Below are 11911 nucleotides of genomic sequence, written 5' to 3' on the forward strand. Positions count from 1 at the left end.
TACCTTGCATCCATCGGACAACGGCAAACGAATCGGGAGGCCAGCATGTTCTTCGACAATGTGGTTATCGCGGGTGTGGTAACGGTCGGGTTGATGTTTGCATTCTTTGCCGGTCTGGGCATTTTCATCTGGAAGGATTCGCACAAGCGTAAGCCGCGCTGACCTTCGGATTCACGAGCACGCAAGGCATTTAGGGCGACTTCGGTCGCCTATTTTTTTGTCTGCGTTTTTTGTCGATAAAGATGATTAGCTAGCTAATTAATCGTTTCCGCATTATCCTGCTCGCCATTGTCTATCGTTTAACTGACCATTCCCCCGCAAGGTCCGATTCGTGCCCATCACTTTCCAGGCCCTGTTTGCACCCAGCAGCCTCGCCATCAAGTTCGCCATCAAGACCCTGCTTGGGGCAGGCCTGGCGTTGTGGCTGGCGATGCGTTGGGGGCTGGAGCAACCGTCCTGGGCATTGATGACTGCGTTCATCGTTGCTCAACCGTTGTCGGGGATGGTGGTGCAGAAAGGCCTGGCGCGCCTGGCCGGCACCCTGGTCGGTACAGTCATGTCGGTGGTGTTCATCGGCCTGTTCGCCCAGACCCCATGGCTGTTCCTGATTACCTTGGCGTTGTGGCTGGCCCTGTGCACGGCGGCATCCACGCAATTGCGCAGTGCCTGGGCCTATTCGTTCGTGCTGGCCGGCTACACCGCTGCCATCATTGCCTTGCCTGCCATCAATCATCCCTTGCAGGTGTTCGATCAGGCGGTGGCGCGGTGCACTGAAATCTGCCTGGGGATCTTCTGTGCCACGGCCAGCAGCGCCCTGATCTGGCCGATGAGGGTCGAGCAGCAACTCGCCGGCCAGGCGCGCCAGGCCTGGCAGAACGGTCTGCAGGCGGCAAGCGCCATGCTGGGTGGCGAGGATGAAGCACGCAAAGGGCTGCTGGACAGCCTGGGCCGTATCGTTGCCATCGACACCCAGCGCGAACACGCCTGGTTCGAGGGGCCGCGCGGTCGGCAACGGGCCAGGGCCATTCGCGGGCTGAGTCAGAAATTGATGGTACTGCTGCGTATTTCGCGCTCGGTGCGCCGGCAGTGGCGACAACTGGACGAGCACGAAGCCGGGCGCCTCGCGCCTTGGCTTGAAGAGGTACGGGCGCTGCTGGTCAACCCCGATCAACCGGGCTTGCTGCTGTTGCGTCAGCGTATCTGGGATGCCGCGCATGATGAGCAGATCAGCTCCGCCGAGCACTTCTGCCTGGCGCGCATGGCCTTGCTGCTGGATTACGCCATGGCCGCCACCCAGGCCATGGACGATGTCGAGGCGGGCAGGGCACCAAAGGATGTGGCCCAGGGCCTGGCGGTGCATCGAGACTGGTCACTGGCCTTGTTGTTCGGTTCCCGCAGTGCCTTGGCGTTCCTGGTGATGAGCAGCTTCTGGCTGGCCACGGCCTGGCCGTCGGCGCCTGGCGGCCTGGTGCTGACCTGTGTGGTATGCAGCTTGTTCGCCAGCCGCGAGAACGGGGCACAGATCGGCCTGAGTTTCTTGCGCGGCATCTTCCTTGCGATCCCGGCAGCCTTTCTGGTCGGGCAGATCATTCTGCCGCAATGGAGCAGCTTCGCCATGCTCTGCCTGGGCATGGGCGTGCCGCTGTTCTTCGGGGCGCTGGGCATGGCCCACCCGCGCACCGGCGCCACGGCGACTTCCTATTGTCTGCATTTCATCGTGCTGGTAGCGCCGCTCAATGCCATGACGTTCGGTGTGGCGACCATGCTCAACAGCGCTCTGGCGATGTTGATGGGGGTGGGCGCCGCGGTGTTGGCGTTCCGCCTGCTGGTGTTCCGCCATCCGGCCTGGCTTGGCCGGCGCCTGCGCGCCGCGACCCAGAGCGACCTGGTGCGGCTGACCCGGCGCGACTTGCGCGGTGCCGACAGCTGGTTTGGTGGGCGCATGGCCGACCGCCTGATGCAGTTGGCCCGGCATGCCAGCGAGCTGCCGGCCACCGAGCGCAAGCGCTGGGATGATGGCCTGCACGGGCTGGATATCGGTGATGAACTGGTGCACTTGCGCATGTGCCTGGCGGTGGCCCAAGTGCCCTTGGGGGCTGCCGAGCGCGAATACCTGCAGCAGCTCGAGGCGGTGCTGGCCAAAGGCCCGGGCGCTGGCCGCGGGCAGCGCCTGGATACGGCCAGCGAGCAGTTCATCGCCGCATTGCAGCGGGCGCCGGCCAGCGACCCGTTGCGCCTCGCCCAGGGGGCGGTGCTGCAGTTGCAGAAAAGTTGGGGCAAATGGTGCCGCGCGCAGGAGGATGCCCATGGGCTTGCGTGAGTGGGAGCTGGGCGGTGTGTTGCTCAGCCCGTTTCTGATTTATGTGCTGATGGCGCTGGCGCTGACCGGGGTGTTGCGCCTGGTGGTGCAGGCCACGCCGTTGGGGCGCTGGATCTGGCATGAAGCGCTGTTCGACACGGCGTTGTTCGTTTGTGTGCTGTTCCTGGTAGTTCGCCTGCTGGGGCCTTTGTAAGGAGTGAGTCAATGCGTGCCGTCGTTCGTACCCTGGTGACCCTGTGCGTGGTCGCCATTGCCGTTCTGGCCGGCTTCAAGCTATGGCAGTACTACATGCTCACGCCGTGGACGCGTGATGCCCGGGTGCGCGCCGATGTGGTGGTGATCGCGCCGGACGTGTCTGGCTGGGTGCGTGAGCTAAAGGTTCAGGACAACCAGCAGGTCAAGGCTGGCGATCTGCTGATGAGCATCGACCGCGAGCGCTTCCAGGCGGCATACGACCAGGCCAGCGCAGTGGCTGAAACCCGCGCCCAGCAGTTGCACCTGCGTGAGCGTGAAGCGGCGCGGCGCACGGCGTTGGGCCCGGAGGCAATCAGTGCAGAATTACGCGAGAACGCCCAGATCAACGCCGCTGTCGCCCGGGGTGAATTGCATGAGGCCCAAGCACAGTTGCAAGTGGCGAAAATCAACCTGGCGCGCAGCGAAGTGCGGGCGCCGCGCAGCGGGCATATCACCAACCTGCGCCTGGCCCAGGGCAACTACGTGAACACGGGTGAGTCGGTGATGGCCTTGGTGGATGATTCGACGTTCTACATTCAGGCCTACTTCGAGGAAACCAAGCTGCCGCGCATTCGGGTTGGCGATGAAGTGAAAGTCTGGCTGATGGGCGCGGGGGATGCGATGCAGGGCCATGTGCAAAGCATCAGCCGCGGCATTACCGATAGCAACAGCAACCCGGACAGCCAGCTGCTGCCGGTGGTGGAGCCGACGTTTAACTGGGTGCGGCTGGCGCAACGGATTCCGGTGCGGATCAGACTGGACCAGATTCCTGAAGGGGTGCATCTGAGTGCGGGGATGACCGCCAGCGTGCAGGTGCATGAGGACCAGGCAGAACAGTGATGGCCATTGGGGCTGCTTTGCAGCCCATCGCAGGCAAGCCAGCTCGCGCAGGTGTTGGCGCTCTTGATACCGACGCTGTACCGGTGGGAGCTGGCTTGCCTGCGAGGGGGCGCAAAGCGGTCCCAGTTTTTCGGCCTTAAAGGAACATCCCGCCAGAGACTTCCAGTCGCTGCCCGGTGATCCAGCCATTGCCTTCCTCCAGCAGCAGTGCAATGGCCGCACCGATGTCGTCCGGCAAACCGACCCGCCCCAGTGCAGTATTGCCGGCGATGAAGTCATTGACCTGCTGATTGTCGCGCACCACCCCACCACCAAAGTCTGTCTCGATTGCCCCGGGCGCGAGGATGTTGACGCGGATTGCGCGTGTACCCAGTTCCTTGGCCTGATAACGGGTCAAGACCTCCATTGCCCCCTTCATGGCCGCATAGGCGGCATACCCGGGCAGCGCAAAGCGCGTCAGCCCGGACGAGATGTTGACGATGCGCCCGCCATCGACCAGCAAGGGCAGCAGCCTCTGAGTCAGGAAAAACGGCCCCTTGAGCTGGATGTTCAGCAACCGGTCGAACTGCGCTTCGCTGGTTTCGCTGAACGGCACATTCAGGCCGATACCCGCATTGTTCACCAGGAAGTCCAAGCGCTCGCGGCCAAACTGCTGCTGCAAGGTTGCACTCAGGCGCTCGGTAAAGCTGGCGAAGCTGCTGCTGTCGCTGACATCCAGTTGCAACATGGCGGCCTTGGCGCCGGCCGCTTCGAGGGCCGTGGTCACGCGTTGAGCTTCGTCGGCCTTGCTGTGATAGGTGCCGATGATGTCGATACCGCGTGCGGCCAGATGTTCGGCGGCATTGCGGCCCAGGCCGCGGCTGGCGCCAGTGATCAAGGCGATCTTGCGAGTCATGTCGAATCCCTCGTGGGTGGTGGAGGATTCACAGGTTATTGATCGTGCCGCCGCTGTTAAATCCAGTCAGATCGGAAATACTGTTCGCCTGAGTCGAACAGTCGAGGCGACCCATGAACAAGTTGGAATTGCTGCGCACGTTCGTTCGCGTCAGTGAGCTGAGCAGCTTCACGCTGGCGGCAGACAGCCTGAGCCTGCCGCGCTCGACGGTATCCGAGCAGGTGAGGGCGCTGGAGCTATTGCTCGGCACTCGCCTGTTTCACCGCACCACGCGACGCGTCCAGGCAACCCAGGACGGTGCCTTGTTGTATGAGCGCAGCAAGGACCTGCTGTCGGGCATGGACGAAATCGAGAGCCTGTTCCGTGCCGACGATGCCGAACTGGCCGGCTGCCTGCGTGTCGACATGCCCACCATGATGGCCCGCCGTGTAATCATTCCGGCCTTGCCGCAGTTTCTGTCGCGTTTTCCCAGGCTGGAGGTGGAGATCAGTTGTACCGACCGCCAGGTCGACCTGCTGCGTGAGGGTTTCGACTGCGTCATGCGCATCGGCAATCTGAGTGACCTGGATGTGGTGGCGCGGCCTGTCGGCCAGTTGAGCATGCGCAATTGCGCCAGCCCTGGGTACCTGGCCCGTTACGGCGTGCCGCAGGGCCTGGACGACCTGGCCGGGCACCACCTGGTGCATTACGTGCGCAACCTGGGTACGCGCAGCGCGGGCTTTGAATACTTGCAGGCTGGCCAAGTGTGCTATCAACCCATGGCCGGAGTGGTCACGGTCAACAATGCCGAGGCTTATTCGGCGGCGTGCCTGGCGGGCCTCGGACTGATCCAGGTGCCTGCAGTCGGTGTGGCGCATCATTTGGCAAGCGGTGAGTTGGTGGAGGTGATGCAGGGCTGGCAGGCGCAGGCCATGCCAGTGTCCTTGCTGTATGCCCGGCAGCGGCATGTGCCACGTCGGGTCCAGGCTTTCATGAGCTGGCTGGGCGGGTTACTGGCGTCGCAGGTTGATTCAGACGGTGAAAACCTTGGCACAACGATGATCACATGAGCTAGGCTGCCCACTGCGCGTCGCCCAACAGAGGCGACCGTTGCCTGCCTGGCGTGCGTCACTTCCATTCATTTGCGAGGTTACGTCATGGCCATCACTTCTCAGGACATTTGCAGCGCTGCCGACCAGCTCAATGGTTTTGTCGGCTTTCATGGCAAGCGCGGCGTCCATATCGTGCGGTTTTCCGAAGACGCGTTCGGCATGGACGTGGCGGATGACAGCATCACCCCCTGCAGCGAATTCGTCTGGCGGCCACAGCAGGGTGCGCGCATGGCGTTGTGCCGGGAGCGCCTGGCACTGCTGCTGGAGCAGCATGTAGATGACCGGCTGAACATTGGCGAGCCGTTGCGCCTCTACCTGCGACGTCGCGATCTGCCGGAAATCGTGGCTGAGCGCTCGCTGCGCTGAGATGCGGTTCAAGAGGCACCGGCGGACCACCCAGTTTTCTGTTGCAACAATTGCTCGAAGTCGGCCTTGTCCAGCGGCCGACTCAGATAGTAGCCCTGCACCTCATGGCAGCGGTCTTTCTGCAGCGCGCGCAGTTGTTGCTCGGTCTCGACGCCCTCGGCCGTCACTGTCAGCCCCATCGCCTCACCCAGGTTGATGATCGCCTGTACCACGGCGCGGTCGCTGCCGGCGGTATTGGTCAAACCGGCGATGAAGCGCTTGTCGATCTTGATGCTGTCGAACGGGTAGGTCCGCAGGTAGCCCAACGACGAATACCCCGTGCCGAAGTCATCCATGTTCAGCCGCACACCCAGTTCCTTGAGCGCGAGCATGGTGCCCAGGGCACCTTCGATGTCGTTGAGCATGACGTTCTCGGTTATCTCCAGCTCCAGCTGCTGGGCAGGGAAGCTGGTTTCCAGGAGGATGTCGCGAATATCGGCGACCACATCACTGCGCATGAACTGTGCAGGTGACAGGTTCACCGACACCAGCAGATGCGCCGGCCAGTCGAGGGCGCTGCGGCAAGCTTCGCGCAGCACCCAGCGGCCCAGGCTGACGATCAGTCCGCTTTGCTCGGCCAGCGGGATAAAGGTATCCGGCGCGAGCAGGCCTTCCTGTGGGTGTTGCCAGCGCAGCAAGGCTTCGACCGAGACAATGCGTAGGTCGCTCATGCGGTAGCGTGGTTGGTAATGCAGGACGAACTCATTGTTCTTCAGCGCGCGTCGCAGGTCGTTTTCCAGCTGGCGACGGTACTGGATCTGCTGGTTCATCTCGGCGGCGAAGTAGCGCCAGGTGCCTTTGCCATCTGCCTTGGCCTGATACAGGGCGATATCGGCGCAGCGGATCAGCTCGCCGGCATCGAAATCCTGATTGCGGGTCTGGGCGATGCCGAGGCTGGCTCCGATGTGCAGCAGCTGGTTTTCATAGGCAATGGGTTGTTGCAGCAACTCGATCAGCCGCCGGCACAGGCGGTCGATCTCGCTACGGTTATCCATGCCTGCCAGCACCAGGACGAATTCGTCCCCACCCAGGCGTGCCACCAGGTCGACGTCACGGGTGGTATCGCGCAGGCGCGCGGCCACTTCCTGCAGCACCGCATCACCGGCCGCATGGCCAAGCGAATCGTTGATCGGCTTGAAGTTGTCCAGGTCAAGCAGCAGCAAGGTCAGCGGTGGCGACTCGCTGCCGCGCAGCAGGGCCTGTTCCAGATGCCTGGCCAGCTTGTTGCGATTGGCAAGGCCGGTCAGTGGGTCGTGCAGGGACAGGTGCTGGATGCGCGCATGGGCCTCGACTTCGTCGGTGATATCGCTGGCAGTACCACGAAAGCCGGTGAGCTTGCCGTCGAGCCGGATTGGCCGTGCCGATATACGGCAATAGCGGTTCTGGCCGTTGTGGTCCCGGTAGGCGCAACGCAGGTTGGCCGGTTGTTCCGAGTCGGTGTCGGTCTGCCCATCGAGCCAGGCTGACAAGGGAGTGGTTTCACAGCTGAGCAGTTGATTCAGTGGCTGGCCAAGCCAGGCCTCGACCGGATCGTCGGTCACACTGGCGAAACGCTGGGACAGGTAGGTGATCCGCTGCTGCCGGTCAGTTTCCCAGATCCAGTCGGATGCGGCCTCGGCCACTGCGCGAAAACGTTGTTCGCTGGCTTCCAGAGCCTGATTGCTCTCTTGCAGACGCTGCAGGCTGAGGTCGATGGCGCGAGAACTGCGCAGCGCGTGGCGGAACAGGTAAAGCATCACCAGGCCGAGTACCAGCAACGCGCAGAGCAAGGGCGGCAGCACGGCCCAAAGCAGTTGCCGCCCAGGCAGCGGGCTGATCCAGGCCAGGCGATAACCGGTGTCGCCCAGGGCCACATGCTGGTGACCGTTTTCGTGCTCTTCGTTCTTCTCTATATGCATGCGCGCAAGGCCCGCACCTTCGCCCAGATCCGCGAGTTTGGCCTCAGTGAGCTGATCGACGAACAGCATGACCGGGGCCTGACTCACTTCTGCTGCGGTGACGTCCTTGTCCGGGCGTACGGCCGCAGCGCTGAGTACCGCTGGCCAATTGTTGAAAATGACGAAACGGGTGACTTGCTCCCGGGCGCTGGCGGCTGCGCGCGCGGCATCAATGATTTCAGGCAGAGGCGCATCGATGAAACTGCCCGCAGCGGCCTCGGTAGGCGCGCCTTTGAACAGCGCATAGGTAGTGCGCTGGTCTTCGACCACGAATACACCTTCGTAACCGCTGGCGCTGTACAGCGACTCACCGACATTCTTTTCTTCATAGGCCCACTGCCAGTCGACCTTGCCAGCCAGGTGCTCGAAGGCCGCGTCCCATACGGCGTAGCTGGACAGAAACTGCCGGGAGGCCAGCAGGCGTTGCTCCAGCGCCTGGGTGGCATGGAAGGCGCTGCGCTGTTGCTCCTGCTGGTCGAGGGTGGCCGCGATGTTGAACAGTGCGCCCAGGGTAACCAGGCAGGCGAGGCCGAAGACCACGCAGAAAACGCCGATCAGGCGACGGACCTGAAGACGTGGGGGAGGGCTGGCGGTCCTGGCCATGCGCGTACAACTCCTTGATGACTGCAGTCCCCCGCCGGTCAATCAGCAAGGGGGTTCAGTCAGGATAGGCCAGCCTGAGCGGGGCGGCCTCGCCTTGCGCAAAATTGACCTGGTCGCGCCCTCGATGCTTGGCGCTGTACAACGCCTTGTCGGCTTGTTCCAGCCAGTGCTCGGGCGACTGGAGGTCGCCGTGGAAGGCTGCCAGGCCGATGCTCAGGCTGATGCGCAGATGCGGCAGCTGTGGGTTGCGGTAGCTGGCGACCTGTTCGCGCAGGCGCTCCATGGCCTGGCAGGCCTGGGCCTCGCTGGTGGCGGGCAGGATCACGCAGAATTCATCGCCACCATAACGCCCGGCCTGGTCGGACTCACGCAGGTTGCGCTTGAGTTCCTCGCTCATCTGGCGCAGCACGCCATCGCCGACCACATGGCCAAAGGTGTCATTGATGGTCTTGAAGTGATCGATGTCGATCAGCGCAATCACGGCAGGCGATTGTTGTAGCAGGCAGGCCTGGAACCTGAGCAGCAGCAGGTCTTTCCAGGCTCCGTGGTTGAGCAGCCCGGTCAGGCTGTCGGTCAGGCTCAGGGCCCTGAGGCGGCGCTTGTGCTCGGCCAGTTTGATCGCCAGGCGATAGCACACCCCGCCCAGCGCCAATGGATAGAGGGTCAGCATTGGCAGGCAGGCATAGACTTGCAGCGTCGTGGCGTTCAGTTGCAGCCCGGTGCCCAGCAGCGCACTGGCCAGCAGCATGCCGGCCAGTTGAGCCATGACCCCGCGAACGATCAGGCGCTTGCCGCCTGCGGCCACGTTGTTCATGGTCATCATCGACAACACGGTCACGGTCGGCAGCGGGTTGAAGTGCATGGCCGCGGTCCAGAAACCGCCCAGCAGCGAATCCAGCAGCAGGTTGCGCTGTTCTGCCTGATAAGGGGCTGCTGAGCGAGATGCCCACTGATAGGCGACATGCGGCCAGAGCAAGCCATTGAACAGCAGCAACAGGCAGGCCCAGATTGGGGGCGATAGCGGTGCCACGGCAGCGGCTACGCTGAACAGGCCGATTCCCAGGCCGATGACGCGCGGCAAGTAGATGCGCTTGACGAATGAAAGTCCCTTGCCGCTGTGATTGTCCATCATGGTCGTTATTCTTCTGCCGGGGTACCGTTTATCGCATAACTCACGTGAATATTGTTGAACAGTGTTTCATCGACGAAAAATGACCTTACAAGCCAATTCACGGTTGATGTAATCCCAGTGGGGTAACATGAAGCCTTTCCTCTTGCTTGGAGTGTTGCTGTTCATGGCTCCCATGGCGAATCCTGGCGACCAATCGGCGCCACAGCGGGACGGACGTTTTCACAACCAGGCCAGCTTGCCCCAGGATGGCGTACTGAAGAAGCTGCGCATCGGCCTGAAGTACCTGTTCCTGCGCAAACCGCCGGAAACCCGGCCGGCGGCGGCAATCAGCGTGCAGCCCATGGCCCGCCAGCAGGTGCTCGATGCGCCGGACCACAGCCTGTGGCGCCTGGGGCACTCCACCGTACTGCTGAAGCTGCGCGGTCGCTACTTCATTACTGACCCGGTTTTCGCCGAGCGCGCCTCGCCGGTGCAATGGGCCGGGCCACAGCGCTTTCATGCCCCGCCGCTGGGGCTGGATGAATTGCCGCCGCTGACCGCGGTGATTCTGTCCCACGATCATTTCGACCACCTTGATGAGCAGGCGATTCGCCAGCTGGCTCCACGTGCCGAGCGCTTTCTGGCACCGCTCGGCGTCGGAGATCTGTTGATCGAGTGGGGCGTGCCTGCGGCAAAGGTCACGCAACTGGACTGGTGGCAGGAAGCCGAGGTCGAGGGGGTGCGCTTCGTCGCCACCCCTGCGCAACACTTCTCCGGGCGCGGGCTGTTCGACAGCAACCGCACCTTGTGGGCGTCCTGGGTGGTGATAGACGACCAGACTCGCGTGTTCTTCAGCGGTGACACCGGTTACTTCTCTGGCTTTGCTGAAATCGGCGAGCGTTTCGGGCCGTTCGACCTGACGTTGATCGAGACCGGCGCCTACAACCTGGCCTGGCCCAACGTGCACATGCAGCCGGAACAGAGCCTTCAGGCACATCTGGATCTGCGCGGGCGTTGGATGCTACCGATCCATAACGGCACCTTCGACCTTTCCACCCATGGCTGGCAGGAACCTTTCGAACGCATCGTCAGCCTGGCCGCTGCGGCCGAGGTGCGGCTTAGCACGCCGCAGATGGGCGAGCGGGTGAGTATCGATTCGCCGCACGAAGGGCAGAACTGGTGGCAGCCGCACCCGGCACGTCAGCGGGGCAGGGCGGCCGAGCGGGCTTTGGCGGCGCGCTGAGTTCAGTTCCGGGGCTGCTGCTGACGCGCTTCCTTCTTTAATAGCTGCGATGGCGGCTTGCCGCTGTCGCTGCGTACCTGGGCGTGGCTGATCAGGGCGAAGATGCAGCTGCCGCCAATGATGTTGCCGGCCAGGGTCGGCAAGGCGAACTCCAGCCAGAAGCTGCGCCAGGTTTCATCGCCAGCCCACACCAGATAGGAAACCTCCACCGAGCCGACGACGATATGGGTAAAGTCGCCCAACGCCATGAGGTAGGTAATCATCAGGATGATCCAGATCTTGGCGTGCTCCATGGACGGGATCATCCAGACCATGGTGGCGATCATCCAGCCCGAAACGATGCCTTTGGCGAACATCTGGCTGATGTCGTTCTTCATGACCTTGCGCCCGACCTCAAGGAATGCCACGTCGGTCTTGCCGTCGAAGATCGGCAGTTCGAGCATCACCCAGGCCACCAGCAAGGTGCCCGCCAGATTGCCCAGCAGCACCACGCTCCACAGGCGCAGCAAACGCCCTAGGTTGGCCAGGGTGGGCGTGGTCATGATGGGCAGTACCGCAGTGAGCGTGTTTTCGGTGAACAGTTGCTGGCGTGCCAGAATCACGGCAAGAAAGCCGGCGCTGTAGCCGATGCTGGCGATGACCTGGGCACTGTCGCCTTCAGGCAGGCGCGCATAGAACAACCCCATGGCCATCAGTGAAAGGCCCATGGTCAGGCCGGCGGCCAGAGCCGACCACCACAGCGCTGCAAGCGTACGCTCCAGCTCCTGATCGCCCTGGGAGCGAATGATTTCGTGCAATACCGCAGCCCGCGGCGGCTGGTTATGGCTGGCTTCCTTCTCTTCGTCCGCCGACAGGCCAGGGGTTTTCTCGCTCTGTGTATCGCTCATGGCCGTTACGCTCCACGGGTTGTTTCTCTACAGAGCGGTGCTTCATGCATTTAGTTGCCGAGGGGCCGAAGATGAAGAACGAAAGTTTTTTCAGATAGAGGTGTTGACTCTGATTCCAAAGCGCGTATTATTCGCCTCCTCGCAGCGTTGAACGCGACGAGGCAAGCGGTAAGTTGTTGAAGTTGAAGGCTTTTGAAAGAAAGCGGATTTAAAAAAACTTCAAATAAACGCTTGACAGCAAATGAGGGTAGCGTAGAATGCGCGCCTCGGTTGAGACGAAAAGCTCTTAACCAAACGCTCTTTAACAAATCGAATCAAGCAATTCGTGTGGGTGCTTGTGAGTAT

At 62.3% G+C, this 11911-nt stretch carries 11 protein-coding genes; 7 read left to right on the plus strand and 4 right to left on the minus strand.

Annotated elements, in window-relative coordinates:
- Positions 1 to 45: 45 nt before the first annotated feature.
- The 4 genes from ccoM to APH27_RS22420 all read left to right on the plus strand — a co-directional run bounded on the left by ccoM (position 46) and on the right by APH27_RS22420 (position 3394).
- Entirely contained in the window at positions 46 to 162 is a 117-nt protein-coding gene (gene ccoM, locus APH27_RS27020) for a cytochrome c oxidase subunit CcoM (protein WP_027918924.1), read from the plus strand.
- Between the two features lie 169 nt (positions 163 to 331).
- On the plus strand, positions 332 to 2320 hold the full coding sequence (locus APH27_RS22410) for an FUSC family protein (protein WP_027918923.1): 1989 nt from the start codon (positions 332 to 334) through the stop codon (positions 2318 to 2320).
- On the plus strand, positions 2307 to 2513 hold the full coding sequence (locus APH27_RS22415; protein WP_027918922.1) for a DUF1656 domain-containing protein: 207 nt from the start codon (positions 2307 to 2309) through the stop codon (positions 2511 to 2513). The genes APH27_RS22410 and APH27_RS22415 overlap by 14 nt, the downstream gene beginning before the upstream one ends.
- 11 nt (positions 2514 to 2524) lie before the next feature.
- Entirely contained in the window at positions 2525 to 3394 is an 870-nt protein-coding gene (locus tag APH27_RS22420; RefSeq protein WP_027918921.1) for an HlyD family secretion protein, read from the plus strand.
- A 136-nt stretch (positions 3395 to 3530) separates the two neighbouring features.
- On the opposite strand, the gene APH27_RS22425 is transcribed toward APH27_RS22420, so the two are convergent.
- Complete coding sequence (locus APH27_RS22425) at positions 3531 to 4289, minus strand: SDR family NAD(P)-dependent oxidoreductase (RefSeq protein WP_027918920.1); 759 nt, start codon at positions 4287 to 4289, stop codon at positions 3531 to 3533.
- 113 nt (positions 4290 to 4402) lie between these two features.
- Between APH27_RS22425 and APH27_RS22430 the strand changes: the two genes are divergently transcribed.
- Positions 4403 to 5338 carry a LysR family transcriptional regulator gene (locus APH27_RS22430; protein WP_027918919.1) on the plus strand — a complete coding sequence of 312 codons (936 nt, stop codon included), beginning with the start codon at positions 4403 to 4405 and terminating at the stop codon, positions 5336 to 5338.
- Between the two features lie 87 nt (positions 5339 to 5425).
- Complete coding sequence (locus APH27_RS22435) at positions 5426 to 5746, plus strand: DUF2025 family protein (protein ID WP_027918918.1); 321 nt, start codon at positions 5426 to 5428, stop codon at positions 5744 to 5746.
- Between the two features lie 8 nt (positions 5747 to 5754).
- On the opposite strand, the gene APH27_RS22440 is transcribed toward APH27_RS22435, so the two are convergent.
- Positions 5755 to 8325, minus strand: a complete 2571-nt coding sequence (locus tag APH27_RS22440; RefSeq protein WP_060485942.1) for an EAL domain-containing protein — start codon at positions 8323 to 8325, stop codon at positions 5755 to 5757.
- Between the two features lie 55 nt (positions 8326 to 8380).
- Positions 8381 to 9454, minus strand: coding sequence for a diguanylate cyclase (locus APH27_RS22445; protein WP_060485944.1), 1074 nt, complete (start codon positions 9452 to 9454; stop codon positions 8381 to 8383).
- Positions 9455 to 9584: 130 nt separating this feature from the next.
- Here APH27_RS22445 and APH27_RS22450 point away from each other — a divergent pair, with 130 nt between their 5' ends.
- The gene (locus APH27_RS22450) at positions 9585 to 10679 is read left to right on the plus strand and encodes an MBL fold metallo-hydrolase (RefSeq protein ID WP_081784288.1); all 1095 of its coding nucleotides are present in this window, start codon (positions 9585 to 9587) and stop codon (positions 10677 to 10679) included.
- 2 nt (positions 10680 to 10681) lie between these two features.
- Here APH27_RS22450 and APH27_RS22455 read toward each other — a convergent pair whose 3' ends face one another.
- Positions 10682 to 11566: a formate/nitrite transporter family protein gene (locus APH27_RS22455; protein WP_060485943.1), complete on the minus strand. Its 885-nt coding sequence runs from the start codon at positions 11564 to 11566 to the stop codon at positions 10682 to 10684.
- Between the last annotated feature and the right edge of the window lie 345 nt (positions 11567 to 11911).

This window comes from Pseudomonas sp. NBRC 111123, assembly GCF_001320205.1.
In the GTDB taxonomy this organism is placed as follows: domain Bacteria; phylum Pseudomonadota; class Gammaproteobacteria; order Pseudomonadales; family Pseudomonadaceae; genus Aquipseudomonas; species Aquipseudomonas putida_J.

Bases quoted from the DNA above. Each gene is read 5' to 3' on its own strand.
- ccoM (WP_027918924.1), top strand. From the start codon at position 46: ATGTTCTTCGACAATGTGGTTATCGCGGGTGTGGTAACGGTCGGGTTG.
- APH27_RS22415 (WP_027918922.1), top strand. From the start codon at position 2,307: ATGGGCTTGCGTGAGTGGGAGCTGGGCGGTGTGTTGCTCAGCCCGTTT.
- APH27_RS22420 (WP_027918921.1), top strand. From the start codon at position 2,525: ATGCGTGCCGTCGTTCGTACCCTGGTGACCCTGTGCGTGGTCGCCATT.
- APH27_RS22425 (WP_027918920.1), bottom strand. From the start codon at position 4,289: ATGACTCGCAAGATCGCCTTGATCACTGGCGCCAGCCGCGGCCTGGGC.
- APH27_RS22430 (WP_027918919.1), top strand. From the start codon at position 4,403: ATGAACAAGTTGGAATTGCTGCGCACGTTCGTTCGCGTCAGTGAGCTG.
- APH27_RS22435 (WP_027918918.1), top strand. From the start codon at position 5,426: ATGGCCATCACTTCTCAGGACATTTGCAGCGCTGCCGACCAGCTCAAT.
- APH27_RS22440 (WP_060485942.1), bottom strand. From the start codon at position 8,325: ATGGCCAGGACCGCCAGCCCTCCCCCACGTCTTCAGGTCCGTCGCCTG.
- APH27_RS22445 (WP_060485944.1), bottom strand. From the start codon at position 9,454: ATGGACAATCACAGCGGCAAGGGACTTTCATTCGTCAAGCGCATCTAC.
- APH27_RS22450 (WP_081784288.1), top strand. From the start codon at position 9,585: ATGAAGCCTTTCCTCTTGCTTGGAGTGTTGCTGTTCATGGCTCCCATG.
- APH27_RS22455 (WP_060485943.1), bottom strand. From the start codon at position 11,566: ATGAGCGATACACAGAGCGAGAAAACCCCTGGCCTGTCGGCGGACGAA.